At 64.9% G+C, this 26,230-nt stretch carries 24 protein-coding genes; 7 read left to right on the top strand and 17 right to left on the bottom strand.

Annotated elements, in window-relative coordinates; translation table 11 throughout:
* Positions 1 to 11 precede the first annotated feature (11 nt).
* The 15 genes from urtD to cbiE form a co-directional block, all read right to left on the bottom strand.
* Entirely contained in the window at positions 12 to 869 is an 858-nt protein-coding gene (gene urtD / locus CKW22_RS05005; RefSeq protein WP_033701764.1) for an urea ABC transporter ATP-binding protein UrtD, read from the bottom strand.
* Positions 866 to 1,945, bottom strand: a complete 1,080-nt coding sequence (gene urtC / locus CKW22_RS05000) for an urea ABC transporter permease subunit UrtC (RefSeq protein ID WP_033701763.1) — start codon at positions 1,943 to 1,945, stop codon at positions 866 to 868. Before urtC ends, urtD begins: the two co-directional genes overlap by 4 nt.
* Positions 1,945 to 3,432, bottom strand: a complete 1,488-nt coding sequence (urtB, locus tag CKW22_RS04995; RefSeq protein ID WP_095063871.1) for an urea ABC transporter permease subunit UrtB — start codon at positions 3,430 to 3,432, stop codon at positions 1,945 to 1,947. Before urtB ends, urtC begins: the two co-directional genes overlap by 1 nt.
* Before the next feature lie 129 nt (positions 3,433 to 3,561).
* On the bottom strand, positions 3,562 to 4,827 hold the full coding sequence (gene urtA / locus CKW22_RS04990) for an urea ABC transporter substrate-binding protein (RefSeq protein WP_033701760.1): 1,266 nt from the start codon (positions 4,825 to 4,827) through the stop codon (positions 3,562 to 3,564).
* 185 nt (positions 4,828 to 5,012) lie between these two features.
* Positions 5,013 to 6,419 (bottom strand): D-serine/D-alanine/glycine transporter, encoded by a 1,407-nt coding sequence (gene cycA / locus CKW22_RS04985; RefSeq protein WP_047582351.1) that lies wholly within the window; start codon positions 6,417 to 6,419, stop codon positions 5,013 to 5,015.
* A gap of 132 nt (positions 6,420 to 6,551) precedes the next feature.
* Positions 6,552 to 7,916, bottom strand: coding sequence for a PepSY domain-containing protein (locus CKW22_RS04980; protein WP_033701757.1), 1,365 nt, complete (start codon positions 7,914 to 7,916; stop codon positions 6,552 to 6,554).
* A gap of 58 nt (positions 7,917 to 7,974) precedes the next feature.
* Positions 7,975 to 10,041 carry a TonB-dependent copper receptor gene (locus tag CKW22_RS04975; RefSeq protein ID WP_095063870.1) on the bottom strand — a complete coding sequence of 689 codons (2,067 nt, stop codon included), beginning with the start codon at positions 10,039 to 10,041 and terminating at the stop codon, positions 7,975 to 7,977.
* Positions 10,042 to 10,107: 66 nt separating this feature from the next.
* Positions 10,108 to 10,548, bottom strand: coding sequence for a DUF2946 domain-containing protein (locus CKW22_RS04970; protein ID WP_033701755.1), 441 nt, complete (start codon positions 10,546 to 10,548; stop codon positions 10,108 to 10,110).
* A gap of 23 nt (positions 10,549 to 10,571) precedes the next feature.
* Positions 10,572 to 11,057, bottom strand: coding sequence for a copper chaperone PCu(A)C (locus CKW22_RS04965; protein WP_033701754.1), 486 nt, complete (start codon positions 11,055 to 11,057; stop codon positions 10,572 to 10,574).
* 46 nt (positions 11,058 to 11,103) lie between these two features.
* On the bottom strand, positions 11,104 to 11,493 hold the full coding sequence (locus CKW22_RS04960) for a DUF2946 domain-containing protein (RefSeq protein ID WP_033701753.1): 390 nt from the start codon (positions 11,491 to 11,493) through the stop codon (positions 11,104 to 11,106).
* 141 nt (positions 11,494 to 11,634) lie between these two features.
* Entirely contained in the window at positions 11,635 to 12,489 is an 855-nt protein-coding gene (locus CKW22_RS04955) for an SPFH domain-containing protein (protein ID WP_033701752.1), read from the bottom strand.
* Between the two features lie 26 nt (positions 12,490 to 12,515).
* A complete protein-coding gene (locus CKW22_RS04950) occupies positions 12,516 to 12,953 on the bottom strand; it encodes an NfeD family protein (protein ID WP_095063869.1) in 438 nt (145 codons plus the stop codon).
* A 123-nt stretch (positions 12,954 to 13,076) separates the two neighbouring features.
* Complete coding sequence (locus CKW22_RS04945) at positions 13,077 to 13,799, bottom strand: cobalt-precorrin-6A reductase (protein WP_095063868.1); 723 nt, start codon at positions 13,797 to 13,799, stop codon at positions 13,077 to 13,079.
* On the bottom strand, positions 13,796 to 14,890 hold the full coding sequence (locus tag CKW22_RS04940) for a cobalt-precorrin-5B (C(1))-methyltransferase (protein ID WP_047582356.1): 1,095 nt from the start codon (positions 14,888 to 14,890) through the stop codon (positions 13,796 to 13,798). The genes CKW22_RS04945 and CKW22_RS04940 overlap by 4 nt, the downstream gene beginning before the upstream one ends.
* Positions 14,883 to 16,094, bottom strand: a complete 1,212-nt coding sequence (gene cbiE / locus CKW22_RS04935; RefSeq protein WP_095063867.1) for a precorrin-6y C5,15-methyltransferase (decarboxylating) subunit CbiE — start codon at positions 16,092 to 16,094, stop codon at positions 14,883 to 14,885. Before cbiE ends, CKW22_RS04940 begins: the two co-directional genes overlap by 8 nt.
* 131 nt (positions 16,095 to 16,225) lie before the next feature.
* Between cbiE and cobG the strand changes: the two genes are divergently transcribed.
* The 7 genes from cobG to CKW22_RS04900 all read left to right on the top strand — a co-directional run bounded on the left by cobG (position 16,226) and on the right by CKW22_RS04900 (position 22,735).
* The gene (cobG, locus tag CKW22_RS04930) at positions 16,226 to 17,557 is read left to right on the top strand and encodes a precorrin-3B synthase (protein WP_256577284.1); all 1,332 of its coding nucleotides are present in this window, start codon (positions 16,226 to 16,228) and stop codon (positions 17,555 to 17,557) included.
* On the top strand, positions 17,550 to 18,176 hold the full coding sequence (locus CKW22_RS04925; RefSeq protein WP_033701746.1) for a precorrin-8X methylmutase: 627 nt from the start codon (positions 17,550 to 17,552) through the stop codon (positions 18,174 to 18,176). Before cobG ends, CKW22_RS04925 begins: the two co-directional genes overlap by 8 nt.
* Positions 18,173 to 18,907: a precorrin-2 C(20)-methyltransferase gene (locus CKW22_RS04920; protein ID WP_033701745.1), complete on the top strand. Its 735-nt coding sequence runs from the start codon at positions 18,173 to 18,175 to the stop codon at positions 18,905 to 18,907. Before CKW22_RS04925 ends, CKW22_RS04920 begins: the two co-directional genes overlap by 4 nt.
* Positions 18,895 to 20,592 (top strand): precorrin-3B C(17)-methyltransferase, encoded by a 1,698-nt coding sequence (gene cobJ, locus CKW22_RS04915; RefSeq protein ID WP_084213307.1) that lies wholly within the window; start codon positions 18,895 to 18,897, stop codon positions 20,590 to 20,592. The genes CKW22_RS04920 and cobJ overlap by 13 nt, the downstream gene beginning before the upstream one ends.
* 99 nt (positions 20,593 to 20,691) lie before the next feature.
* Positions 20,692 to 21,381, top strand: coding sequence for a hypothetical protein (locus CKW22_RS04910; RefSeq protein ID WP_047582365.1), 690 nt, complete (start codon positions 20,692 to 20,694; stop codon positions 21,379 to 21,381).
* A gap of 63 nt (positions 21,382 to 21,444) precedes the next feature.
* The gene (locus CKW22_RS04905) at positions 21,445 to 22,125 is read left to right on the top strand and encodes a hypothetical protein (protein WP_095063865.1); all 681 of its coding nucleotides are present in this window, start codon (positions 21,445 to 21,447) and stop codon (positions 22,123 to 22,125) included.
* Positions 22,112 to 22,735, top strand: coding sequence for a hypothetical protein (locus tag CKW22_RS04900; protein ID WP_095063864.1), 624 nt, complete (start codon positions 22,112 to 22,114; stop codon positions 22,733 to 22,735). Before CKW22_RS04905 ends, CKW22_RS04900 begins: the two co-directional genes overlap by 14 nt.
* On the opposite strand, the gene CKW22_RS04895 is transcribed toward CKW22_RS04900, so the two are convergent.
* Both CKW22_RS04895 and CKW22_RS04890 read right to left on the bottom strand, forming a co-directional pair.
* Complete coding sequence (locus tag CKW22_RS04895; protein WP_033701739.1) at positions 22,732 to 23,328, bottom strand: MarC family protein; 597 nt, start codon at positions 23,326 to 23,328, stop codon at positions 22,732 to 22,734. The two genes, CKW22_RS04900 and CKW22_RS04895, sit on opposite strands and share 4 nt — an antisense overlap.
* A gap of 53 nt (positions 23,329 to 23,381) precedes the next feature.
* On the bottom strand, positions 23,382 to 26,153 hold the full coding sequence (locus CKW22_RS04890; RefSeq protein ID WP_033701737.1) for a hybrid sensor histidine kinase/response regulator: 2,772 nt from the start codon (positions 26,151 to 26,153) through the stop codon (positions 23,382 to 23,384).
* Positions 26,154 to 26,230: the final 77 nt, after the last annotated feature.

Here is a 26,230-nt window from a genome sequence, read left to right as displayed (position 1 = left end):
GGCTGTGAGGATCATCGGCCCAGATAAACCTCGACCACCCGCTCATCCGCCTGCACCTGCGCCAGCGAGCCCTCCGCCAGCACGCTGCCTTGGTGCAGCACCGTCACATGGTCGGCAATGCTGCCGACAAACCCCATGTCGTGCTCCACCACCATCAGCGAATGCGTGCCGGCCAGCCCCTTGAACAGCTCTGCGGTGAACTCGGTTTCGGCATCGGTCATGCCCGCCACCGGCTCGTCGAGCAACAGCAATTGCGGCTCCTGTACCAGCAGCATGCCGATCTCCAGAAACTGCTTCTGGCCGTGGGACAGCAACCCTGCCTGGCGCTGCGCCAGCGGTAGCAGGCGCAGGGTGGCCAGCACGTGTTCGATGCGCTGTCGTTGCTCGCCGCTCAAGCGCGCGGCCAGGCTGGCCCACACCGACTTGTCGGCCTTCAGCGCCAGCTCCAGGTTCTCGAACACCGTCAGCGCCTCGAACACCGTGGGCTTCTGGAACTTGCGGCCGACCCCGGCCTGGGCGATCTGGTATTCGCTCATGCGGGTCAGGTCGAGGGTGTCGCCGAAAAAGGCGCTGCCGCTGTCGGGGCGGGTCTTGCCGGTGATCACGTCCATCATCGTGGTCTTGCCGGCGCCGTTGGGGCCGATGATGCAGCGCAGTTCGCCGACGCCGATGTACAGGTTCAAACCATTCAGCGCCTTGAACCCATCGAAGCTGACGCTGATGTCTTCCAGGCTCAGCACCGTGCCGTGGCGGATATCGAGGCCGGCCTTGCGGCTCTGGCCGAGGCCGATGGCGTCGCGGCTGGCGCCAAGGGTGTCGAACACCGGCTCCAGCATGAACTCGGGATGAACCGGGGGCACGCCTCTCATGGCTGGCTCCTTTTCTTCAGCAGGCCCACCACGCCTTTGGGCAGGTACAGAGTGACCAGAATGAACAGCGCACCGAGGAAGAACAGCCAGTACTCGGGGAACGCCACGGTGAACCAGCTCTTCATGCCATTGACCAGGCCTGCGCCCAGCAGCGGGCCAATCAACGTGCCACGCCCGCCAAGGGCGACCCAGACAGCGGCTTCGATGGAATTGGTCGGCGACATTTCGCTGGGGTTGATGATGCCCACCTGGGGCACATACAGCGCGCCGGCCAGGCCGCACAGCACGGCGCTCAGCACCCACACCAGCAGTTTGAAGCCGCGCGGGTCGTAACCGCAGAACATCAGGCGGTTCTCGGCGTCGCGCACGGCAGTGAGCAGCCGGCCGAACTTGCTGGTGGTCAGGCGCCAGCACAGGTACAGGCTGGCCAGAAGCAGGCCGACAGTCAGCAGAAACAGCACGGCCCGTGTGCCTTGCGCGGCAATGTCAAAGCCCAGAATGGTGCGGAAGCTGGTAAAGCCGTTGTTGCCGCCAAACCCGGTCTCGTTGCGAAAGAACAGCAGCATGCCGGCAAAGGTCAGGGCCTGGGTCATGATCGAGAAGTAAACGCCCTTGATCCGCGAGCGGAAGGCGAAAAAGCCGAACACCAGCGCCAGCAGCCCAGGCGCCAGCACCACCAGGCACAGGGCCCAGGCAAAATGCTGGGTGCCGGCCCAGTACCAGGGCAGCTCGGTCCACGACAGGAAGGTCATGAAACCCGGCAGGCCATCGCCGGCGGCCTGGCGCATCAGGTACATGCCCATGGCGTAGCCGCCGAGGGCGAAGAACAGCCCGTGGCCGAGCGACAGCAGCCCGGCATAGCCCCAGACCAGGTCCAGGGCCAGGGCGACGATGGCGTAGCAGAGTATTTTGCCGACCAGTGTCAGCGTGTAGGCCGAGACCTGCAGGGCATGGTCGGCCGGCAGCAACGACAGCAGTGGTAGTGCCAGCAGCAACAGCACGACGACAGTGCCGATGGCCAGCGACAGGCGCGGCCCGGCTTTTTGCGAAGCGGTGACAAGCAGTGGCTGGTTCATCAGTCGATTACCCGTCCCTTGAGGGCGAACAGGCCTTGCGGGCGCTTCTGGATGAACAGAATGATCAACGCAAGGATGAGGATCTTGCCAAGCACCGCGCCGATCTGCGGCTCCAGCAGCTTGTTGGCGATGCCTAGGCCGAAGGCGGCCCAGAGGCTGCCGGCCAGTTGCCCGACACCGCCGAGTACCACCACCAGGAACGAGTCGATGATATAGCTTTGGCCCAGGTCCGGGCCGACGTTGCCGACCTGGCTCAGGGCCACGCCACCGAGCCCGGCGATACCGGAGCCGAGGCCGAAGGCGAGCATGTCGACGCGCCCGGTGGACACGCCACAGCAGGCGGCCATGTTGCGGTTCTGCGTCACCGCGCGCACGTTCAGGCCGAGCCGCGTGCGGTTGAGCAGCAGCCAGGTCAGCAGCACCACGGCGAGGGCGAAGCCGATGATCACCAGGCGGTTGTACGGCAACACCAGGTTCGGCAGCAGTTGGACACCACCGGACAGCCACGCCGGGTTGCTCACTTCGACGTTCTGCGCGCCGAAGATCAGGCGGATGGCCTGGATCAGGATCAGGCTGATACCCCAGGTCGCCAGCAGGGTTTCCAGCGGGCGGCCGTACAGGTGGCGGATCACCGTGCGCTCCAGCGCCATGCCGACCCCGGCGCTGACGGCGAACGCCACCGGCAGGGCGAGCAGCGGGTAGAACTCGATGGCGCCCGGGGCGTAGCGCTGCAGCAGCACCTGGACCATGTAGGTGCTGTAGGCACCGAGCATCAGCATTTCACCGTGGGCCATGTTGATCACCCCGAGCAGGCCGAAGGTGATCGCCAGGCCCAGCGCCGCCAGCAGCAGGATCGACCCCAGCGACAGGCCGCTGAACGCCTGGCCCAGCAGCTCGCCAACCAGCAGCTTGCGTTTGACCTGGGCCAGGCTGGTTTCGGCAGCGGTACGCACGCCGGCATCGCTTTCGACGCCGGGCTGCAGCAGCGCCTCCAGGCGGGTGCGGGCGACCGGGTCGCCGGTCTCGCCGAGCAGGCGCACGGCGGCCAGGCGTACCGCAGGCTCGCTGGCGCCCAACTGCAGGTTGGCCAGGGCAAGGCCGAGGGCGGCGTGTACGGCAGGGTCCGCTTCGTTGGCGAAGCGCCGGTCGAGGAAGGCCATCTGCGCCGGTTGCGCGCTCTTCTGCAGTTGCTGGGCGGCGGCCAGGCGCGCGTCGCTGTTGTCGCTGAGCAACTGGTGGCTGGCCAGGGCGTTGTCGATCAGGCCACGCAGGCGGTTGTTCAGGCGCACCTTGCGGGTGTCGCCTTCGGCGATGCGGCCTTGGCGCAGGTTTGCCAGCAGCGCCAGGCGCGCGGCATCGGGTTGCGCCGCCCAGCCTTCGAGCAGGCGAGCCTGTTCGGCGGGCTTGGCGCTGAGGAAGAATTCGCCCTCGCTGGCCTGGGATGCCAGGGGCAGCATAAGGAGCAAGATGAGCAGGAGTCTGAGCATGCGGGCAATCCTGGAAATCAGTGTGGATGCTTCGCGGGGCAAGCCCGCTCCCACAGGCTCGAGGCTGTTCTCAAGACCTGTGGGAGCGGGCTTGTCCCGCGAATGGGCTGCACAGCAGCCCCAGTGCACTCAGTTACCTTTCACTGCGTAATCAGGGCGCTTGTCGTTACCCGGAATGAACGGGCTCCAAGGCTGTGCTCGCAGTGGCTGCTCGGTCTCCCAGACCACGCTGAACTGCCCGTCATCCTGGATCTCGCCGATCATCACCGGCTTGTGCAGGTGGTGGTTGGTCTTGTCCATGGTCAGGGTGAAGCCGGACGGTGCCTTGAAGCTCTGCCCAGCCAAGGCTTCGCGCACTTTGTCGACCTCGGTGGACTTGGCTTTTTCCGCCGCCTGCGCCCACATGTGGATGCCCACATAGGTGGCTTCCATCGGGTCGTTGGTCACCGCCTTGTCGGCGCCGGGCAGGTTCTTGGCCTTGGCGTAGGCCTTCCAGTCGGCGACGAACTTCTGGTTCACCGGGTTATCCACCGATTCGAAGTAGTTCCACGCCGCCAGGTGGCCCACCAACGGCTTGGTGTCGATGCCACGCAGTTCTTCTTCACCCACCGAGAAGGCTACCACTGGCACGTCGGTGGCCTTCAGGCCCTGGTTGGCCAGCTCTTTGTAGAACGGCACGTTGGAGTCGCCGTTGACGGTAGAGATGACAGCAGTTTTACCGCCGGCAGAGAACTTCTTGATGTTGGCGACGATGGTCTGGTAATCGGCATGGCCGAACGGGGTGTAGACCTCTTCGATGTCCTTGTCGGCCACGCCTTTGCTGTGCAGGAAGGCACGCAGGATCTTGTTGGTGGTGCGCGGGTAGACGTAGTCGGTGCCCAGCAGGAAGAAGCGCTTGGCGCTGCCGCCTTCTTCGCTCATCACGTATTCCACGGCCGGGATGGCCTGCTGGTTGGGCGCGGCGCCGGTGTAGAAGACATTCGGCGACATCTCTTCGCCTTCGTATTGCACGGGGTAGAACAGCAGGCCGTTGAGCTCTTCGAACACCGGCAGCACCGACTTGCGCGACACCGATGTCCAACAACCGAACACCACGGCAACCTTGTCCTGGGTCAGCAGCTGGCGGCTTTTCTCGGCGAACAGCGGCCAGTTGGATGCCGGGTCGACCACCACCGGTTCGAGCATCTTGCCATTCACGCCACCCTTGGCGTTGATCTCGTCGATGGTCATCAGCGCCATGTCCTTGAGCGAGGTCTCGGAAATGGCCATGGTCCCCGACAGCGAATGCAGGATGCCGACCTTGATGGTCTCGGCGGCCTGGATGCTCCAGCTAAGGCCCATCGCCGCAATCGATGCGCTGAGGGTAAAGGCCTTGATCAGACTGCGACGCTTCATGTGCTCTCTCCGCTGGTTTTTTTGGTGTTGGCCAAGCGGGAGGGGCATTGCAAGGGGTGTGCCGAATGGCGAGAGGCGCGTAATAGACGGGGTGTGCGAGGTATTGGGGCGCGGGAAGGAGCCAGGTTGGTGCTTGAAAGATTTGCGTGCACAGCATTGGGGCTGCAAAGCAGCCCCTTGCTGCATCAGTTGTTGCGTACAGCCGCGCGCGGGTGGCGCTTGCTGCGCACACCCTGGTAGGTGACGGCCAGCAGCACGAACCAGATCGGCGTTACCAGCAGCGCCGAACGGGTATCCGCCTCCAGGCTCAGCAACACCAGGATGAAGGCGAAGAAGGCCAGGCACACGTAGCACATGAAGCGCCCGCCGGGCATCTTGTACTTCGAAGACTGGTGCAGCGCTGCGCGGGTTTTGCGGTACTTCAAGTACGACAGCAGGATCAGCGTCCAGACGAACATGAACAGCACCGCCGAAACCGTAGTGATCAGGGTAAACGCCTCGACCACGTCAGGAATCAGGTAGATCAGCACCGCGCCCAGCAACAGGCAGGTACAGGAGAAGTACAGGCCGTTGGCCGGTACCGCGCGGCGCGACAGTTTCTCCAGTGCCTTCGGCGCGTCACCTTCCTGTGCCAGGCCGTAGAGCATTCGGCTGGTGGAAAACACGCCGCTGTTGGCCGACGAGGCCGCCGAGGTCAGCACCACGAAATTGATGATGCTGGCCGCTGCCGGCAGGCCGGCCAGGACGAACAATTCGACGAATGGGCTCTTGCCCGGTACCACGTCGCGCCACGGGGTCACGGCCATGATCGCGAGCAGTGCCAGCACGTAGAACACGATGATACGGATCGGGATCGAGTTGATCGCCCGGGGCAGGGTGCGCTCTGGGTTTTTCGCTTCGGCGGCAGTGGTGCCGACCAATTCGATACCGACGAAGGCGAACACGGCGATCTGGAAGCCGGCGAAAAAGCCCATCAGGCCATTGGGGAACATGCCGCCGTCGTTCCACAGGTTGGCCAGCTGCGCGGTGCGCCCGCTCGGCGACTCGAAGCCGCTGATGACCATGTACAGGCCGGTGGCAACCAGGCCGAGGATGGCGACGATCTTGATCAGGGCGAACCAGAACTCGAGTTCGCCGAACATCTTCACGGTCACCAGGTTCAACGACAGCAGCACCGCCACGCAGGTCAGCGCGGGTATCCACTGTGGCAGTTCCGGGAACCAGAATTGCGTGTAGGCGGCGATCGCCACCACATCGGCGATGCCGGTGACCACCCAGCAGAACCAGTAGGTCCAGCCGGTGAAGTAGCCGGCCCAGGGGCCCAGCAGGTCGGCGGAGAAGTCGATGAACGACTTGTAGTTGAGGTTCGACAGCAACAGTTCGCCCATGGCGCGCATGACGAAGAACAGCATGAAGCCGATGATCATGTAGACGAAGATGATCGATGGGCCGGCAAGGCTGATGGTCTTGCCCGAGCCCATGAACAGGCCAGTGCCGATCGCGCCGCCGATGGCGATGAGCTGGATGTGGCGGTTGGTCAGGTTGCGCTGCAGATGCTGCTCTTCAGCGGGAGGGGAAGAGGTCCGGGTCATTGGCTGCATTCCATTGAGGGTCAGTCTTTTTTTGTGAAAGCCAAGTAGGCTAACACGGGCGTCCCAATTCGGGGCGCGACAGATCGACACGATTCATGGGTTGCAGGGGGCCGCTTTGCGGCCCCGCAGGCCTCAAGCCTGGGCCAGTACCCGGCGGCGCACCACCAGGCTGTCGACCAGCCACATCACTACCATCGACACCCCCACCAGCGGGAACATCACCCCCAGCACGACCATCACCCCGACCGCCGTCTTCCAGCGCGGCAGGTCATGGCGCAGCGGCGGCACACCCAGCCCGCCCGTTGGCCGGCGCTTCCACCACATCACCAAGCCACTGACCGACCCCAGCAGAATCATCAGGCACACCACAAGGATGATGATCTGGTTCAACGCCCCGAACATCTTGCCTTCATGCAGCATCACGCCCAGCTCGGTAGCCCGGGCGACCGGGCTGTAGTCCTGCCAGCGCACGTCGGCCAGCACCTTGCCGGTGTACTGATCGACATGCAGGGTGGCGTCGTTGCGCGGGTCGTCGGCGAACACCGCAACGGTGAACACGCCGTCGGCCGTGGTCGGCAGGGTAATGCTGTAGCCCGGCTCGACCTGACGCGAAGTGGCGATGTCCTCGACCTGCTGCAAGCTCACTTGCGGCGCTGCCGGGGCGTTCGACATCATGTGGTGCCCGGCATGTTCGGCATGGGCGCCGGACTGCGGCATGGGGGTGTTCTCCACCGCCCAGGGCACGGTCTGGCGGTGGGCGCTGTTGAGCTCGCGGGCCTGCTGGTCGGACTTGGGCACGTCGTTCCACATCGCGGCGGGAAAACGGTTCCATAAGTCGGCGTACTGCTTGCCCCACATGCCCGTCCAGGTCATGCCACTGAGCAACATCAGCAGCAACAGGGCCGAGCCCCAGAACCCGGTCACCGCATGCAGGTCACGCCACAACAGCCGACCGCGTGCGGAAAACCGCGGCCACAGCACGCCGGCGCTGTTGCGCCCGCGTGGCCACCACAGATACAGGCCCGACACCACCAGCACGATGCCCCAGCCCGCCGCCAGCTCGACCAGGCGATCACCGACCGTGCCGACCATCAGCTCGCCGTGCAGGGCACGGGCAACCGCCTGCAGGTTCTGTTTGCCATCCTGCTCGCCGAGCAGCTTGCCACTGTAGGGGTCGACGAACACGTTCAATTCGCGCCCGCCGTCATGCACCACGAACTGCGCGCTGCGCTCGGCATCCAGCGGCGGCAGGTACTGGCCGACATGGCCTTGTGGATAAGCCTTGCGCACCTCGGCCAGCAGGGTGTCGGCAGGCTGTCGATGATGGCCGGCTTCGACCACCATCAGGTCGCGGTACAGCAGCGGGTCGAGCTGCGGTTTGAACAGGTAGATGATCCCGGTGATCGCCAGCAGGATCATGAACGGGGCGACGAACAGCCCCGCGTAAAAATGCCAACGCCAGGCCAGGTTGTAGAAAGAGATGCGTGTTCCGCGCATGGGAACCTCCTGTTTGACCAGGTGAGGGGCGCGACCGCAGCCGCGCCCATTGTTGTTGTCAGAAGCTGAAGTCGACCTTGGTCCAGAAGGTCCTGCCTGGCTCGTTCACCGGCTGTGGGTCTGTGGCCGGGTAGCCGAACCCGGCGTTCCCGGCCAGGTTCAAGTGCTCGGCGTAGGTTTTGTCGAACAGGTTGTCGACCCCTGCGCTGAGCTTGAGGTTGTTGTTCACCTTGTAGGCACCATTGAGCGAGAACACGCCGAAGCCAGCGCTCTTGTCGTAGTCCTTGCCCACCACATTGCCTTGGTTCTCGGCGATGCGGTTTTGCGCGGCCACCAGCCGCCACAGGGCGCCGACACTCCAGACGTCGCGGCTGTAGGTCAGGCCCAGGCGACTCTCCAGGGGCGGCATTTGCGGTAGCGCTTTGCCATCACTGCTGTTCTTGCCCCAAGCGTAGGCCAGGGTAGCGTCGGCTTTCCAGTTTTCGCTGAGCTTGTAGGCCGCGCCCAATTCGCCGCCCATGATGCGCGCGTCGATGTTCTGGGCCTGGGAGGTGCTCATGCCCATCATGCCGGTGCGGTAGTCGAACAGAATGTAGTCGCGGATCTGCCCGACATACCCCGAGGCCCAGGCCTCCAGGCGTTCGTCGCGGTACTGGATGCCGAAGTCGAGCTGGGTGGTCTTCTCTGGCTTGATGCCGTCGAAGGCGTTGGCAGCACCGGCCGGCGCTTGCTTGGGCGAGAACAGTTCCCAGTAGTCGGGGAAGCGCTGGGCATGGCCCAGGCCGATGTAGGTGGTAGCGGAAATGGCCGCCAGGTCGTGCTCGTAGCGCACGAAACCGCTGGGCAAGGTATCGGCGCGGGTGTCGCCTTCAGTGGCGCTGCCTTTGCGCAAGTCACGGGCCGAGGCACGGTCCAGGCGGGCGCCGCTGATCAGCCGGTCTGCGTCGCTGACGTACCAGGTCAGCTCGCTGAAGGCACCGTAGTTATGGAAGTCGGCGTCCTTGGTCCAGGCCTGGCCCTTGTGCGCATCGACGCCCATGCCGCCGCGCTGGCGATGCTCGTTGGTCTGCGCATCGATGCCGCTGACCAGTTGCACATCGGCCCAGCGCCAGGTGGCCTTGACCCGGGCGCCCATGGTGCGGCGGTCGACGTTGCTGACCATGGGCATGCCCATCATGCCGCTGCCGGAGGGGGTACGCAGGCTGTAGTTGTCCATCACGTGGTCGGCGTAGTTGTAGTAGACCTGCGCCTCGACCTTGTCGAGCACGTCGCCGAGGTTGGACTTCTCGAACCGCAGCCCCAGGCTTTCACGCTTGAACTGCGAGCCGTCCATGCCGCGCCCGGCATAGCGTGCTTCGCCGTCGCCCTTGCCGGCGGTGAGTTCCAGCAGGGTGTCCTGGTCGGGGGTCCAGCCGAGGGTGACATCGCCGTTCCATTTGTCCCAGCGCGACGGCACGGTGTCATCGTTGCCGTCATGGTAGTCGTCCGAGCGCGACTGGTTGCCGACGAAGCGGGCATAGGCCTGGCTGTTGCCGGCGGCGGCGTCCAGTACCTTGTCGAAGCGGCCATTGGAGCCGGCCAGCAGGCTGGCGTTGACGCGGCTGCCCAGGGTACCGAATTTTTCCGGTTCGCGTTCGAAGAGGATGGTACCGGCCGAGCCGCCAGGGCCCCAGATCACGCTTTGCGGGCCTTTGATCACGGTCAGGCGGTCGTAGGTTTCGGGTGATATGTACGACGTCGGTGCATCCATGCGGTTGGGGCAGGCGCCCAGCATCACGCCGCCATTGGTGAGGATGTTCAGGCGTGAACCGAACATGCCGCGCAACACGGGGTCACCGTTGGTGCCGCCGGAGCGGATTGCCGAGAAACCGGGGATGGTCTTGAGGTAATCGGCACCGTCGCTGGCCGGTACCGGCTGGCGTGGGTCCTTCGGGTTGGTGACCACGGTCAGCGGCGAGCTGGGCGCCACGGCGGTGATCACCGTCGGGCTCAGCTCGGGGGCGGCATGCGCGTGCTCGGCGTGGCCGAGGTCGCTGGCCAGGGCCATGGGCGCGATCAGCGAACCGCAGACGGCGGCGATGGCTCCGCGCAGGGACAGGGCAAAAACAGGGGTGCAGCCAGACATAATGATTCCAGTCGATCAGTCATGAGTGAGCGCGAAGCCTCCTGGCTCCGTGCGGACAATGTGTTTTCAGACGCTGATCGAGGAAGGCGGCGCGCGGCTGCGCGCACCCGGGAATACAGCCTGCCGGGCATGCCCCTGGCGCGTGGTTGCAAGAAGGTGAGTGGAGGGGACTGCTACGCCGGCACTGAGCGGGCTGAGGGTTTGCGGCAGTGCGGGGCAGTTGAACAGCAGGCTGCAGTAGCCGCACTTTTCCCACATCACATGCAGTTGGCCATCGCCGCCATGGCCATCATGGCTGTGGTGCGAGTCCACGCTCTGCGCGTGCTCGGGGGCCATCGACATGCCCGTCGGCATGTTCATGCCGGCGTGGTGGTCCATCGGCATCGACTGGGAAACCAGCGGGCCGATGAAGATCATCCACATGGCGAACAGGCTCAGCCAGCCGCCCCCAACGCGCCTGCGTTCAGGGCGGGGGGTACGGCTGATGCTGTTGCGCGGCAGGCTCATGGCGAGTGCCTGTCAGCTAATGTTCAGTGCGCGTGTTCGTGAGCCTGGGGCTGGCCCGAGGGCGCCTCTTTCTGCACGGCGACTTCGACCGTGACATCACCGGCCTTCTCGAAGTGCAGGGTCAACGGGAAACGCTTGCCGTCGCTGAGCAGGCTGCGGTCCTTGGGCTGCATCAGCATCACGTGGTAGGCGCTGGGGGCGAAGGTCACATCCTTGCCGGCGGGTACTACCACGCTGGGCACCTGTTGCATCTTCATGGTGCCGCTGGCCGTCATGGCATGCTCGTGCAACTGGGCGTCATCGCTGATGGGGCTGTCGACACTCAGCAGGCGGTCATCGGCCTGGCCATTGTTGTGCACGACGAAATACGCGGCGACGTTGGGCGCGTTGGGGGGCAGTTGCAGCGACCAGGGGTGCGCGATGTGCAGGTTGCCCACGGTGTATTCGTGGGCAGTGGCGAAGGCGCTGGGCAGCAGCAGGGCGGCCACGACGAGGGCTTGCTTGAGCATGGTGAGTCTCCGATCTGTTCAGGTTCAGGCGGACAGCGTGAGCAACTCAGACCAGAGGGGAGGCACGGGGGTTGAGCGCGGGCCATAGCTGGCGCGGCGTGGGTTGGTAGTCGGCAAGCAGCGGCAGGTGCCCGGCGTGCAGTGTCGGCGGGTTGTGCAACTGCGGCGGGTAGCCGGGCAAGGCTAGCAGCGGCGCGGCACCCGAGCAGCACCAGCAGTTCATCATGCTGGCGCTGTCGTCGCTTTGCGGGCCGAGGTCGATCTTGGCCAGGGCCTGGACGTCGACCTTGGCCTTGTTGGCCATGCTGGAACAGAAAGCCCCCCACAGCAACTGCTCGGCCGGGCCCTTGGGCGCGGCAGAAGACAGCGGCATGGCCAGCAGGTTGAACAGCACTGCTAGGCAGGCTATCCAGGCAATGTGCCGACGTGGGGGCATGGAGAGATCCGGTCAGGAATCGTGGTGGGTATTGTAAGGCGCAGTATAGGTAAAAAAGGCGGGGTGCGGTGAAGTGACGCAGGTGGGGAGGGGCTGGGGCCGCTTTGCGGCCCCTTCGCGGGGCAAGCTTGGCCCGCTAACTCAGGGCTTGTTGCGGCCCATCAGGCCGCGCACGGTCTCTTGCAGGTCTGCCGGCAACACCACGACTTTGGCATTGCTGCTGCTGGCCAGGTTCTCCATCGCGCCGATGTAGCGCTCGCCCAGCAGGTACATGGCCGGCACGGTCTCGTTGCCCACGGCCTCCTTGACCAGCGAAATCGCCCGTGCCGACGCCTCGGCCAGGTTGATCTGCGCCTCGGCGTCCAGCTTGGCGGATTGCAGGCGTGCTTCAGCTTCGAGGATCGCAGCCTGCTTGGCACCCTCGGCACGGGTGACGTCGGCTTTACGTTCACGCTCGGCAGCGGCCTGGCGTTCCATGGCCAGTTGCATGTTCTCGGACGGCTTGATGTCCTGGATCTCGACCGAGCGCACGGTCACGCCCCAGTCTTCGGTCTGCTCGGACATCGCCTCGCGCAGGCGGGCCTTGATCTGCTCACGGCTGGACAAGGCTTCGTCCAGGTCCATGGCACCGACGATGGCGCGCAGCGAGGTCATGGTCAGGCTGGTGACGGCGAAGGAGAAGTTCTGTACGCCGTACGAGGCCTTCTGCGGGTCGACTACCTTGGCGAAGCACAAGGCGTTGGCGACGATCACCGCGTTGTCCTTGGTGATGATTTCCTGCTCTTGCACATCGAGGATGATGTCTTTGGTGGGCAGGCGGTAGGCGACCACGTCCACGTACGGAATGACGATGTTCAGGCCGGGTTTGAGGGTGTTGTTGTAGCGGCCAAGGCGCTCGACGATCCACTCCTCGCCTTGGGGCACGATACGCACCCCCTTGAACACGGTGATCAGGACGAACAGGGCGAGGGCGCCCACGACGATAAGGCTGGTCATGATACGAACTTCCTTTCAGTACGGATTCAGGCCCGGATGACGCGGGCGGTATTGCCTTCGATGGCGGTGAGGCGCACACGCTCGCCGGACGGGATTTCAGTGTCGGCGACGCAGGTCCATTCTTCGTTGCCGAGGATCGGCTTCTGGAAACGCACGCGGCCTTTCTGGAACTCGGAAACGCTGGCGGTCAGCAGGCCGACTTCACCGATCACGCTATCGGCCGTCCATCGCACATCCGGTTTTTTGCGCCGGAACAACTTGAACCACAGGGCGGTGGTGGCTGAAGACAGCAGCACCCACAGCAGCATCTGCATATCCAGTTGCAGGCTGGGTGCGGAGAGCGAGATGAGCGAAACCAGCACGGCACCGATGCCGAACCAGAGAATGAAGAAGGTAGGCAGGACCAGTTCGAGCAGGATCAGCGCGATACCGAATACCAGCCAGATCCACCATTGCATTTCCATATGACTGAAGCCTTCCGGGGGAGGGGGGAAGAGTTTAGGGCAGAGGATGGGCGGAAGGCTATTCAGACAAGTTGGCGTTGGGTGTAGGAAGACGCTACAAAACTCACGCCATGCGTCTCTTCCTTACCCGCGACCCAAGTCAGCCATCAGTGCCCCTTGCGAAGCGTATTGCCGGTCTACATCGGGCAGCGCCGGCCGCTCCAGAATCAACACCGGCACCCCCAGCTCCCGGGCCACTTCAAGCTTGGGCTCGGTCGCCAGGCTGCCGCTGTTCTTGCTGATCAGCACATCAATCTGCCGCCGCGCGAACAACGCACGCTCGTCTTCAATACGAAACGGCCCACGTGCGCCAATCACTTCGCAGCGGTCGTTACCCGGGCAGGCTTCCAGGGCCCGCAATGTCCAGAACTGTTCTGGCGGTATCTCTGCCAGATGCTGCAACGGCTCGCGCCCCAGCGTGAACAGCGGCCGCCGGAAGGGCGCGAGTGCGTCGATCAGCCCCGCCCAGTCTTGTACCTCGCGCCAGTCGTCACCCGGCTGCGCCTGCCAGGCAGGCCGGCGCAACGCCCAGCACGGAACACCTGCAGCGCGTGAGGCAACAGCGGCGTTGTGGCTGATTTGCGCGGCATAGGGGTGGGTGGCATCGATCAGCAGGGTGATACCCGCCTCACGCAGGTAGCGGGCAAGGCCTTCGGCACCGCCAAAGCCGCCAACCCGCACCTGGCATTGCAGGCCCTGCGGCACGCGGCCGATGCCTGCCAGGCTGTAGACATGCTGCGGGCCAAGCTGGCGGGCGATGGCCAGGGCCTCGGTAACGCCGCCCAGCAGCAGGATGCGCGCGCTCATTGCACGCCCGCCTGGCCGACGATACCGCCTTGGCGGTCGATGGCGAACACCTCGACCTGGACCTGCGCGGGCACCACGCTGCGGGCGAATGCCAGCGCATGCGCGCAGACGGCGTCGCCCAGGGCAATGCCGGCGGCATGGGCCAGTGCCAGGGCTTGCTGGCTGGTGTTGGCGGCGATGATCGCGGCCTGAAGGTTTGCATCGGCGCCGACAGCCGCCGCCCAGCCGGCCAGTTGCGGCAGGTCGATGCTCGAATGGCGGCTGTGCAGGTCCATGTGCCCGGCGGCCAGCTTGCTGATCTTGCCGAAGCCACCGCACAGGCTCAGGCGCGCTACCGGCACCTTGCGCAAGTGCTTGAGTACGGCACCGACGAAGTCGCCCATTTCGATCAGGGCGATTTCCGGCAGGCCGTAGACCCGGCGCATGGTGTCTTCGCTGGCGTTGCCGGTACAGGCGGCAATGTGCGTGTAGCCGTTGGTGTGGGCCACGTCGATACCCTGATGGATCGAGGCGATGTAGGCCGCGCAGGAAAACGGCCGGACGATGCCGCTGGTGCCCAGGATCGACAGCCCGCCGAGGATGCCAAGGCGCGGGTTCATGGTTTTGAGCGCCAGCAATTCACCGCCCTGCACGTTGACCGTCACTTCGAAGCCGCCGTGATAGGCACACGCCTCGGCCAGGCGTTGCAGGTGTTCGCCAATCATGCGCCGGGGCACCGGGTTGATCGCCGGCTCGCCCACCGCCAGTACCAGCCCCGGGCGCGTCACGGTCCCCACACCATGGCCGGCGACAAAGCGGATGCCGGGCTCGGCCAGCAAGCGGACCTGGCTGTAGAGCAGGGCGCCATGGGTCACGTCCGGGTCGTCGCCGGCGTCCTTGAGGGTACCGGCTTCAGCGCACTGGCCTGCGCGACGGCAGAACTCCAGGCGCATCTGCACCACCTTGCCCTTGGGCAGGGTGATGCTCACTGCGTCGTCACAGACGCCTGTCAGCAGCAGGCGCGCCGCTGCGAGGCTGGTGGCGGTGGCACAGCTGCCGGTGGTCAGGCCGCTGCGCAGCGGCGCGGGTTGTTCGTGGGTTTCTTCACGCATCGAAGGGTTTCACCACGTCCAGCAAGGTGATCGGCAAGGCCTGGCGCCAGGTGTCGAACGCCCCTAGCGGCTGCACGTGGGCAACATGGATACGGGTCAGCTCGCCACCGTGCTGCTCGCGAAAATGCGCCAAGGCCAATTCGCTTTGCAGGGTGACCGCGTTGGCCACCAGCCGCCCACCCGGGCGCAGGCCCTCCCAGCACAGCTCCAGCACGCCTTCACGGGTTACTCCGCCACCGATGAAGATCGCGTCGGGCTGCTCAAGGCCTGCCAATGCCGCCGGCGCCTTGCCGCGTACCAGTTGCAGGCCGGGTACGCCCAGTGCATCGCGGTTGTGTTCGATAAACCCCTGGCGCCCTTCGTCGGCCTCGATGGCCAACGCACGGCAGGCAGGGTGGGCACGCATCCACTCGATGCCGATCGAGCCACAGCCTGCGCCCACGTCCCACAGCAGCTCGCCGGGCTGCGGGGCGAGGCGGGCCAGGGTGATGGCGCGGACATCGCGCTTGGTCAGTTGGCCGTCATGCTGGAAGGCCGTGTCTGGCAGCCCGGCAACCCGTGGCAAGCGTGGTGCATCGGGCGCGGCGAGGCACTCGATGGCCACCAGGTTCAGCGCTGCAACCTGGGTGTGAGGCCAGTCCTGGGCGCTGCCGGCCAGTTCGCGTTCATCGGCGCCGCCAAGGTGTTCGAACACGCGCAGGCGGCTTGGCCCGAAACCACGCGCGCACAGCTGGGCGGCAATCGCGGCAGGGCTGTCGCCGTCGTTGCTCAGCACCAGCAGGCGGGCACCGCTGTGCAGCTGGGCATTGAGCGCCGCCAGCGGCCGGGCGACCACCGATACCACCTGCACCTCCTGCAGCGGCCAGCCCAGGCGGGCGGCAGCCAGGGCGCAAGAGGACGGCATCGACAGGACGCGCATCTCACTGGCGGGCACCTGGCGTGCCAGGCTGGCGCCGACGCCGAAGAACATCGGGTCGCCGCTGGCCAACACGCAGACAGGGGCACCGCGCGCTGCGAGTACCGGCGCCAGGGCGAACGGGGTGGGCCAGCTCAGCCGCTCGCCGACCACGCAGCGCGGCAGCAAGGCCAGTTGGCGGGGGCTGCCGAAGATCCGCGAAGCGCCCAGCAGGGCGCGCCGGGCCTGCTTGCCCAGGCCGTTGAAGCCGTCTTCGCCGATGCCTACTACTGTCAGCCAGGGTGCCATGTGTTTCAATCCGCCATTTCTGGGGCGCGAAGCGGCCCCGGGTAAACGATAAGCTCGACCACCGGCTTTTCATGCCGCCGGACAAAGCAGGCATAATACCGCGCCTTCTACACTCAAGCGCACTTCACAGATTGCCGGACACCCCTTTGAAGCAGGCCCAAGCCCCCGATGTTTCACCTCGCCCCTCGGCCTGCCCGGGGTTGTGGCGCATCGTCAATGCGCGTGATGGTGGGATTTGCCGGGTCAAGCTGCCCGGTGGCCTGCTGCTGGCCGATCAGGCCGATGCCGTGGCCGAGGCCGCCGAGCGCTTCGCCGGCGGCGTGATCGAGGCGACCAACCGCGCCAACCTGCAGGTCCGCGGTATCGGCAGCGACCACAATGGCCTGGTCGCCAGGTTGCTGGCCGCCGGCCTGGGCCCGCGCGATGCCGCCGGTGACGATGTGCGCAACCTGATGCTCAGCCCGCTGGCCGGGCATGACCCGGCCATGTTGCTGGATGCCCGACCATTGGCGGGGCAGATCCTCGCCATGCTCGAAAGCACACCGCGTTTTCATCAATTGTCGGCCAAGTTCGCCGTGCAGCTGGACGCCGGTGAAGGCCTGGCCATGCTCGAACACCCCCATGACCTATGGCTTTCGGCTCTGCACCTTGAGCAGCGCACGTGGCTGGCGTTTGGCCTGGCGGGCTGCCCGGCCGACGGCCAGGTGCTCGGTGCCGTGCCGCTGGAGCAGGGCCTGGCCCTGGTGCGTGCGGTGCTGGCGCGTTTCCTTGACCTGGCGTCTGCGGACCAATCGCGTATGCGCCAATTGCTGGAAGGCTGTTCGGCCGCGTTTTTCGTCGAAGGGCTCGGCCTGGACATTCGTCGCGATGCTGCCGTGCTGCAATGGCGCCGTGCACGAAACCACCCCGTATGGCTGGGGGTACTGCCACAAAACCACGGCCTTGCGCTGGGCGTCGCCCCGCCCCAGGGCCGGTTGACGCCGGAGATGCTGCGCGGTGCCGCGCACATCGCCCGCCACCTGGGTGACGGCAGCCTGCGCCTGAGCCCCTGGCAAAGCCTGGTGTTGACCAATCTCGATCCGGCCCACATCGAGCAGGCCCAGGCGCAGTTGTCCGCCTTGGGCCTGCTTTGCCACCGCCATGAGCCGCTGGCGCGCATCACCGCGTGCACCGGCAGCAGTGGGTGCGCCAAGGCCCAGGGCGAGACCAAGGCCGATGCCGTTGCCCTGGCCGCGCTGCTCGGCCCAGGCGTTCCCGGCAGCGTGCACCTGTCCGGTTGCCCCCGATCCTGCGCCGTGGCCCATGTTGCCCCGGCCACTTTGCTGGCCCGTTCACCGGGCCGTTACGACTTGTATGTGCGCGATGCGCGCCTGCCGGGCTTCGGTGCCCTGCGCGCCATCGACCTCACCTTGAACGAAGCAGGCGCCATGCTCGACCTGCCGACGGAGCACCTTGATGATTGACTACATCCGCGATGGTCAGGAGATCTATCGCAATTCCTTCCGGATCATCCGCGAGGAAGCCCGACTCGAGCGGATACCCGCAGACCTCGAAAAGCTCGCCGTGCGCGTGATCCATGCCTGCGGCATGGTCGAGGCCATCGACGGCTTGCAGTTCTCCGAAGGGGCAGGCCGCGCCGGGCGCGAGGCCCTGGCCAAGGGCGCGCCGATTCTGTGCGATGCGCACATGGTTGCTGAAGGCATTACCCGCGCGCGCCTGCCGGCGAACAACCCGGTGATCTGCACCCTGCGTGACCCGAGCGTGCCTGGCCTGGCCAAAGACGCCGGCAATACCCGTTCTGCCGTGGCCCTGGAGCTGTGGCGCCCACACCTGGAAGGCAGTGTGGTGGTGATCGGCAATGCCCCGACCGCACTGTTCTACCTGCTGGAAATGCTCGACGCCGGTGCGCCCAAGCCTGCGCTGATTCTCGGCTTCCCGGTCGGTTTCGTGGGTGCGGCCGAATCCAAGGCCATGCTGGCCGCCGACAGCCGCGGCGTGCCGTTCGTGATCATGCAAGGCCGCCTGGGCGGCAGCGCGATGGCCGCTGCCGCGGTCAACGCCCTGGCCACGGAGGTGGAATGATGACCCCACGTGGACGTCTGCTCGGCCTGGGCGTAGGCCCCGGCGACCCTGAACTGATCACCGTCAAGGCCCTGCGCCTGCTGCGCGAGGCGCCGGTTGTCGGCTACTTCGTGGCCAAGGGCAAGCGCGGCAACGCGTTCGGCATCATCGAGGCGCACCTGCAGGCCGAGCAGACACTGCTGCCGCTGGTCTACCCGGTCACCACCGAAGCGCTGCCGGCGCCGCTGTCCTATGAACAGGTGATCAGCGATTTCTACGATGAAGCCAGTGTGCAGGTTGCCGAGCACCTGGATGCCGGCCGCGACGTGGCGGTGATCTGCGAGGGCGACCCGTTCTTCTACGGCTCCTACATGTACCTGCATGACCGCCTGGCGCAGCGCTATGAGGCCGAAGTGATCCCTGGCGTCTGCTCGATGCTGGGGGGGGCGTCGGTGCTGGGCGCGCCGCTGGTCTACCGCAACCAGAGCCTTTCGGTGCTGTCGGGCGTGCTGCCGGCCGAGGAACTGAAGCGGCGCCTGGCCGATGCCGATGCTGCCGTGATCATGAAGCTTGGCCGCAACTTCCCCAAGGTGCGTGAGGTGTTGGCCGAGCTGGGCCTGGACAGCCGTGCGCTGTATGTCGAACGGGCAACCATGGCCAATCAGAAGATCGTGCCGCTGGCGGAGGTCGACCCGCTGTCGTCGCCGTACTTCTCGCTGATTATCGTACCGGGTGAAAAATGGCAGGGATGAGCATGCACAAGGCACCGGCAATCGTCGTGCTTGGCCCTGGCAGCCTGGCCACGGCGCAGCGCATTCAGCTGTGTTATCCACACGCCTCGATCCATGGCCTGAGTGGCCGGGTCGAGGGCGCCGATCAGCTTTACGCATCGTTTGGCGACACCCTGCGCACGTTGTATCAGCAGGACACCCCGATCATCGCCCTGTGCGCCGCAGGCATCGTTATCCGCAGCCTGGCCAGCCTGCTCAGTGAAAAAGGCGTCGAGCCGCCGGTGCTGGCAGTGGCCGAGGATGGCAGTGCGGTAGTGCCGCTGCTCGGTGGCCTGGGTGGCGTGAATGTGATGGCGCGTGAGATCGGCGAAGCACTGGGCGTGGCCGCAGCCATCACCACCAGTGGCGAGCTGCGCTTTGGCACCTGCCTGCTGAACCCGCCACAGGGCTATGCCCTGGCGGACATCGAGCAAGGCAAGCGCTTTGTCTCTGACCTGCTGGCCGGTGAGGCGGTGCGCGTCGAAGGCGATGCACCTTGGCTTGAGCAGGCGCAGCTGCCCGCGAGCGAGAGCGCCCGGCGCATCATCCATGTCGGCCATCAGGCACGCCCGAGCAGCCGTGATGAGCTGTTGATCCACCCGCGTTCGGTCGTGGTGGGCGTCGATACCGCTGACCTGCAAGGCATCCGCGCCGCGCTGCAGGCGGCGGGTATCGCCGAGCAATCGCTGGCCTGCCTGTTAGCTGGCGAGCACGCCATGGCCGATGCCGCCCTGCACGAGGCTGCACAGGCCCTTGGCGTGGCGCTGCGTTTTGCAGCCAAGCCTGGCGACCTGCGTGACATGCTGGCCCAGGCGCTACCCGGCGCCGAGTTGATCGAGCAGGCGGGTACCGTCATCGCCGTGGCCCCGGCGCCGGTGGATGCCGCGCAGGTCGGCCGCCGCCGTGGTCGGCTGGCGGTGATCGGCCTTGGCCCAGGCGCTGCCGAGCTGATGGTGCCGGCGGTCAAGGCCGAGCTGGCCCGCGCCGAGGACATCCTCGGCTACGAAACCTACGTGCGCATGGCCGGGCCGTTCCGCGCCGATCAGGTGCAGCATTGCACCGACAACCGCGAAGAGATGCAGCGCGCTCGGCATGCCTTCGAACTGGCCGCCCAAGGGCGTTCGGTGGTGGTGGTGTCGTCGGGTGACCCGGGCGTGTTCGCCATGGCCGCAGCGGTGCTCGAAGCGTTGCACGAATCCAGTGACCCGGCCTGGCATCGGGTCGATCTCGAGATCCTGCCGGGGGTTTCGGCCTCGCTGGCCACTGCCGCTCAGGCGGGGGCACCGCTGGGGCACGACTTCTGCGTGATGTCGCTGTCGGACAACCTCAAGCCGTGGTCGATCATTGAAAAACGTCTGGACCTGGCCGCCCAGGCGGACCTGGTGCTGGCCTTCTACAACCCGATTTCCAAATCCCGACCGCATCAGCTTGGGGTGGCACTGGAGGTTGTGCGTCGGCACCGCGATGGGAGCACGCCGGTAGTCCTTGGCCGTGACATCGGTAGGCCGGGGCAGACGCTGAAGGTAGTCACTTTGGCCGAGCTGCTGCCTGAAATGGTCGACATGCGCACCATGGTCCTGCTCGGGTCGTCCACGACCTGCCAATTTCCGAGGGCCGATGGCGAACAGTGGGTGTACACCCCGCGCTGGTACCCCGCCCCGGGTTGAGGCACCGAGGGAACCTGTTCATGCCTGTTACCCGGCCCTTTGCAGCATACGGTGAAGGCCCCTCGACGATACCCGTCGGGGCCTTCAAGGACCCTGCAAATGACCGATGAAAACACTATCAATGGCGATAGCATCGCCGTTGTCGAGCAATCGCTGCTCGCGCTCAGCGCAGGCATGTCGGTGCAAAGCCGGCGCGATGCCAAGACAACGTTCCAGTTTGCCTCTCGTGTAGCGTCCAAGCTGCATGATCGCGATGGCGAATCCGAAGCCTGGTTCAACAAGTTCGTGCAGGTGATGCACACCTTGGGTTGGGCGGTGGGTAAACGCTCCTACGAGCGCGACTATGACCAAAGCCGATCGCTGACGTTGGGGCCGATTGCTTTCAAAGTCGCCAGCACCGCAGGCCAGGCATTGCTCGGCGGCCCCATGGGCGCGGCCATGGCCAAGCTGGCGGGCAAGGCCCTTTCGGCACTGGGCAACATCGAGGAAGCCCAGCAGATCTACAAGCAAAACCTCAAAGGCCACCCTGTCTCGACCACGGGGCTGGCGGCCTGCATCGAAACGCCTGAAGGCGAACTGTTCATGCTGGTGAATGCCTTCAGTGCCTCGCCGAGTGAAAACGACCTGAATACCACCGTGTTCGAATGGAAGAGTTCGAGCAAGGAGCGCTATTGCGGTTCGGTTGTGCTCAGTCTCAACGAAGTGGTCTACACCGACGAGGTGCGGGCAACGACCGAGCAGAAGCTGATCGACAAGGCGGTCAAGGCTGTCAGCGAATTTGAAATCTGACAGCGGAGCGGGGCTTTCAGGCCCCGTTTTTCTTCTCATGTGATTGAACATCGAGGTATTGCGATGAGTAAGGATGCCTATTCCTTATGGCTCGTTGGCGGCACGGCTTTGTTGGTCGCAGAAGCGGCATTGCCGTCTCGGCAATATGCACTGGACTCGTTGCTGTTTGCACAGTTGCGTTCGGACAAACTGAATGGCTCACGCTTTGCCGATTATGCACGCTGGTACAGCGGTTACCGTGAAGCGTTGGAAGCGCGTGGGTGGGTCATCCCAGGCAGTCGCAGTGATTATCAGCCCTTGCAGGGCAGCGTCCCGCTGACTCAGCGTCTTACCGATGAATTGCAGGCCCGTCATCCGGGGCTCTCGCCCTATTTGCAGGCAGCCATCGCCAGGCTGTCTCAGAAAGAGGTGCAGCAGTACCTGCGGCCTTTCACCCTGGACGAGCACGGTCAGGCAACCCATGTGGTCTACGAGCTGGGGGTGATGCTGCCAGGCCCTTCCCTGGATCTGTGTGGGTTGGCCTTGACCACTGCCACGCCTGCCACCCAGATCCTCCCTGGTGCGGTACTGGCGTCGTCACCCACCGATAAGGTCGATCTGCGCACTACCCTCGCAACCTTGGGCGAGCAACTGACCGAAGTTGACCGTGAAAGCCTGCACGCGCTGCTTGAGCGCAAGCAGTACGCAGAACGAATCAGGAACTTGGGCGTGCTGAACCCGGAGGGCAGCCATGCAAACCTATGAAGCCGCAGTCGTCGGTGCCAGCCTGGTCTCTTTCATCCCCGGTATCAGCTTAGGACAGCGCAAGGCCGTCAAGCTCGCCACACTGTGGGCTGAGACTGTGACGTTGCAGGATATGGCCAAAGAGACTGCCCAGGAACAGTATCAGTATTACCGCAAGAAGTTGATGTACCTGGGGTGGGACGCGAAGTCGGCTGAAGAAGTGCATTGGCCGGACCCTGAGCGGCCGAAAATCGTTGATCAGGCGCTGAGCAAGATCGACGCCATCGCCGGGGTTCGGCATTCCAGCCATATGGCACTGGCGCTTGAGGCACTGAAGAAGAACAGCAAGCCGTTGCTGCATTTTGAAGCGCGCAGTATGGCTAGGGCGCAGTTTCAGCTTCTGTCCTGCGCGCCGGTGAGTGGTAGCTACGTGGACATCGTGGTGTATCACGAGGCCGGCAAAACCGCAGCGTTCACGGCAGGATTTGTGTTTCATGAGCGCCGCGACATGCACGTGAACGCAGAGCTGGTGCGGTTCAATACACGTCTGTTCGACCAGGAACGCCGCAGTGCGGTTGAGCGTGCGTTGGTGAGCATCGCGCTGAAGGAAATCCATGAAATGGAGGTCTAGAGCACCAGGTAACCCTTGATCCCGGTAAAGATGATCTGCGCTGCCAGGGCACAGACGAACAGCCCCATCAGGCGGCTGACGATCTGCAGGCCCTGGTCGCCGAGCAGCCGCTCGATGCCGTGCGACAGGTACAGCACCAGGCCCACGGTAAAGCTGGCCAGCGCGATACTGACGATGGCCAGCAGCTTGTCGTCCCAGTGCGGCTGGCCCACGCCCATCACCAGCAGCGCACCGATGGTGCCGGGGCCGACGGTCAGCGGGATGGTCAGCGGCACGATGGTCACATCCTGCTGCACGTTGTCGGCTTGCACGGCGGGTTTGCCCTGGGCCATGCCCAGCGCAGAGATGAACAGCACACTGCCGGCACCGATGCGGAAGGCGTCGGCGGTGATGCCGAAAATACCGAAGATCGCCCGCCCGAACAGGTACAGCAGTATGCTGGCGACCAGTGCGGCGAAGGCCACCTTCCAGGCCAGTTGCTTGCGTTCCTTGCTGGAGTGGCCGCGGGTCAGGCTGATGAAGCAGGACAGCACGAAGAACGGGCTGTAGAGCACGAGCATCTTCAGGTAGACGCTGAACAACTCATGGAGCATGGGCGTTGATCCTCGGCTGCGGTGCAGGCCTGTTGGCACTTCATCGGCATGGGTTACGGGATAGGCGCAGGGTCCGTCTTGGCTTCCCGGTGATTCGCCCAATACTGGATCAGCTCGCGCAACTGCGACAGCTCCACCGGCTTGGCCATGTGCCCATCCATGCCCGCCAGCTTGGCGCGCTCCTTGTGCTCGGCAAGGATATGCGCAGTCAGCGCCACCACCGGCGTGCGCTGGCGCTGCTGTGCGGCTTCCCACGCGCGCAGTTGCTGGGTCGCCGAGAAACCGTCCAGCACAGGCATCTCGCAGTCCATCAGCACCAGGTCATAGCGTTGCGCTTTCATCGCTTGCAACGCCTCTTCACCGTTGCAGGCCGTGTCCGGCTCAAGGTTGAGCTTGCCGAGCATGCCACGGATGACCTTGGTGGAAATACTGTTGTCCTCGGCGACCAGCACGCGGAAGTCGCTGGGCAGGTCCAGTGCTTGCGGGGTACCGGGCAGGCTGGCGGGCACCGCTTGCTCACGGCCGCGTTGGGCCAGCTCTTCAGCCAGCGTGGTCTTGAGTGTATAGCCCGCCACCGGTTTGGCGAGAATCCGCTTGACCCCGGCATTGCGCGCGATGACCTTGCTCGGCGCATTGCTGATGCCGGTGAGCATCACCACCAGGATGTCGTGGTTGAGGCTGGGGTCTTCCTTGATCTTGGCCGCCAGTTGCATACCGGTCATGCCGGGCATGTTCTGGTCCAGCAGCACGGCATCGAAGTAATCACGCAAGTGGGCCTTGGTGCGCAGCAACGCCAGCGCCTCCTTGCCTGACGGCACCGCGCTGACATTCATGCCCCAGGCGCTGCACTGCTGTACCAGCACCTTGCGGCAGGTGTCGTTGTCGTCCACCACCAGTACCCGAGCGTCGCGCAGCGGGCCGTCGAGGTCGGCGGGTGGCTGTTCAAGGCGCGAAGGGTCCAGCGGCAGGGTCAGCCACAGAGTGTTGCCCATGCCGCTGCTGCTCTTGATGCCGAATTCGCCCTGCATCAGGCCGATCAACTGCTTGGCGATGACCAGCCCGAGGTGGCCGCCCAGCTTGTTGCTGGAGAGGAAGTGGTGGCTGTGCAGCTCGGCTTGCAGCAGCGCTTCGCGCTCGGCGGCGGGCAACGGTTCGCCGCTGTCCTGCACGGCAATGCGCAAACGCGGGGTCGCGCCGCGCTGGTCGAGCGCCACCACCAGCAGGATCTCGCCCTGGTCGGTGTTTTTAAGAGCATTTTCCAGCAGGCTCGACAGCGCCTGGCGCAGGCGTGTCGGGTCGCCACTGATCACCCGTGGCACTTGCGGCTGGGTAAAGCTGATCAGCTCGATGTTCTGCTGCTCGGCCTTGGCCCGGAAGATGTTCAGGCAGTCCTCGATCAGGGCGTTGAGGTCGAACTGCACATCGTCCAGCTCGATCTGCCGTGACTCCAGCTTGGAGATGTCGAGAATCTCGTTGATCAGCGTCAGCAACTCGTTGCCGGCGCTATGGATGGTTTGCACATAGTCGCGCTGCTTGACCGACAACGGCGTGCCGAGCAGCAGCTCGGTCATGCCCAGCACGCCGTTCATGGGCGTACGGATTTCGTGGCTGATCTTGGCCAGGAACTCGGCCTTGGCGTTGATCTCGGCATCGCTGGCGGCCAGTGCACGGCTGGCGCTGAAGCGCTCTTCGCTCATGCGCCGCAGGCGTTCGCTGACCGCCAGGTTCAGCAGCAGGCCGCTGATGACGGTCAGGCCCATGAGCACGCACAGCAGCCAGGGCGTGGAGGTGCGGGTCAGGCCCAGCAGCGCCGGCAGCAGTACCAGCCCGCCAAGGTTGTAGACCACCATGGCGAGGCTGAACAGACGGGCTGGCGCATAGCCCTTGTACCAGTGGAAGGTGCTGACCAGCAGCATGCTGACGCTGCCCAGGGCCAGCAGCGCATAGGTCATCAGGTTGAGCGGCAAGGTGTCGACGAACAGCAGCACCAGGCCACTGACTGCTGCCACCAGCATCTCGCCTTGCAGCAGGCGGTTCAGCCGCGGCGAATTGCACGGCGAGAAGAAATGCAGGGTGAAATACAGCCCGGCCAGGCCCGCGAGCACCAGGGTGAGGTAGGCAGCGGGCGTTTGCGCACTGTGCCACACATGCCACCAGGGGCCGCTGAGGTTGAGCAGGATCAACCCGCTGAGCAACATCAGCCCGTGGTACAGGGCCAGAATCAGGGTAGTGCTGGAGCGGCTATAGAGGAAGCGGATCAGGTTGTGCAGGATCAGCATCACCAGGCCGCCAAAGAGCATGCCGAACAGCAGTGGCCGGCTTTGGTCCGAGGCAGCCACGGCGGCGGGCTCCAGGCTGATCGCCGGGCGCAGTTGATGCTCTGAGACCAGGCGCAGGTAGATGTCCAGCGGCTGCTTGCTGTTGGGCAGGGGCAGTACATGGTCGCTGCCGCGCAGGGTCGGGCTGGCATTGCCGGCCTGGCGCCCGTGGTGCAGCTGACGGAGTAATTTGTCGCCCTCGAGGGCGTAGAGGTCCAGGCCAGACAGGTCTGGCGCGAAGACCCGCAGCAGTTGCTCCTGATCGCCGGGTTCCAGGCGATAGTGCAGCCACAGGGCTTGTTCTGCGGGGGCAGCGTCCAGGTCAGCGAGCAGCAGGGGGCTGAACTGGTTGCGGTAGCGGTCGGAGCGCACGTCGCTCAATTGCAGGTTGGCCTGTTCGTCGAGCAGCACAGACCAGCCTCCGCCTTCTTCGGCCGAAGCCGGGAGCAGGCAGAGCAAGGTCAGCAAGCTGACGATCAGAGCTGTGGCAATCCGAAGCCGACGCACTACGAAATCCCTTCTTAGCCGATGTGCCGGATACTAACTATGCGCGGCGCGCCAAGTCGAAGGCAAGGCCCACACAG

This window comes from Pseudomonas sp. Irchel s3f19 (genome assembly GCF_900187555.1).
In the GTDB taxonomy this organism is placed as follows: domain Bacteria; phylum Pseudomonadota; class Gammaproteobacteria; order Pseudomonadales; family Pseudomonadaceae; genus Aquipseudomonas; species Aquipseudomonas capeferrum.
This window is presented reverse-complemented; position numbering and strand designations above follow the sequence as displayed.

Bases quoted from the DNA above. Each gene is read 5' to 3' on its own strand.
- urtD (WP_033701764.1), bottom strand. From the start codon at position 869: ATGAGAGGCGTGCCCCCGGTTCATCCCGAGTTCATGCTGGAGCCGGTG.
- urtC (WP_033701763.1), bottom strand. From the start codon at position 1,945: ATGAACCAGCCACTGCTTGTCACCGCTTCGCAAAAAGCCGGGCCGCGC.
- urtB (WP_095063871.1), bottom strand. From the start codon at position 3,432: ATGCTCAGACTCCTGCTCATCTTGCTCCTTATGCTGCCCCTGGCATCC.
- urtA (WP_033701760.1), bottom strand. From the start codon at position 4,827: ATGAAGCGTCGCAGTCTGATCAAGGCCTTTACCCTCAGCGCATCGATT.
- cycA (WP_047582351.1), bottom strand. From the start codon at position 6,419: ATGACCCGGACCTCTTCCCCTCCCGCTGAAGAGCAGCATCTGCAGCGC.
- CKW22_RS04980 (WP_033701757.1), bottom strand. From the start codon at position 7,916: ATGCGCGGAACACGCATCTCTTTCTACAACCTGGCCTGGCGTTGGCAT.
- CKW22_RS04975 (WP_095063870.1), bottom strand. From the start codon at position 10,041: ATGTCTGGCTGCACCCCTGTTTTTGCCCTGTCCCTGCGCGGAGCCATC.
- CKW22_RS04970 (WP_033701755.1), bottom strand. From the start codon at position 10,548: ATGAGCCTGCCGCGCAACAGCATCAGCCGTACCCCCCGCCCTGAACGC.
- CKW22_RS04965 (WP_033701754.1), bottom strand. From the start codon at position 11,057: ATGCTCAAGCAAGCCCTCGTCGTGGCCGCCCTGCTGCTGCCCAGCGCC.
- CKW22_RS04960 (WP_033701753.1), bottom strand. From the start codon at position 11,493: ATGCCCCCACGTCGGCACATTGCCTGGATAGCCTGCCTAGCAGTGCTG.
- CKW22_RS04955 (WP_033701752.1), bottom strand. From the start codon at position 12,489: ATGACCAGCCTTATCGTCGTGGGCGCCCTCGCCCTGTTCGTCCTGATC.
- CKW22_RS04950 (WP_095063869.1), bottom strand. From the start codon at position 12,953: ATGGAAATGCAATGGTGGATCTGGCTGGTATTCGGTATCGCGCTGATC.
- CKW22_RS04945 (WP_095063868.1), bottom strand. From the start codon at position 13,799: ATGAGCGCGCGCATCCTGCTGCTGGGCGGCGTTACCGAGGCCCTGGCC.
- CKW22_RS04940 (WP_047582356.1), bottom strand. From the start codon at position 14,890: ATGCGTGAAGAAACCCACGAACAACCCGCGCCGCTGCGCAGCGGCCTG.
- cbiE (WP_095063867.1), bottom strand. From the start codon at position 16,094: ATGGCACCCTGGCTGACAGTAGTAGGCATCGGCGAAGACGGCTTCAAC.
- CKW22_RS04925 (WP_033701746.1), top strand. From the start codon at position 17,550: ATGATTGACTACATCCGCGATGGTCAGGAGATCTATCGCAATTCCTTC.
- CKW22_RS04920 (WP_033701745.1), top strand. From the start codon at position 18,173: ATGATGACCCCACGTGGACGTCTGCTCGGCCTGGGCGTAGGCCCCGGC.
- cobJ (WP_084213307.1), top strand. From the start codon at position 18,895: ATGGCAGGGATGAGCATGCACAAGGCACCGGCAATCGTCGTGCTTGGC.
- CKW22_RS04910 (WP_047582365.1), top strand. From the start codon at position 20,692: ATGACCGATGAAAACACTATCAATGGCGATAGCATCGCCGTTGTCGAG.
- CKW22_RS04905 (WP_095063865.1), top strand. From the start codon at position 21,445: ATGAGTAAGGATGCCTATTCCTTATGGCTCGTTGGCGGCACGGCTTTG.
- CKW22_RS04900 (WP_095063864.1), top strand. From the start codon at position 22,112: ATGCAAACCTATGAAGCCGCAGTCGTCGGTGCCAGCCTGGTCTCTTTC.
- CKW22_RS04895 (WP_033701739.1), bottom strand. From the start codon at position 23,328: ATGCTCCATGAGTTGTTCAGCGTCTACCTGAAGATGCTCGTGCTCTAC.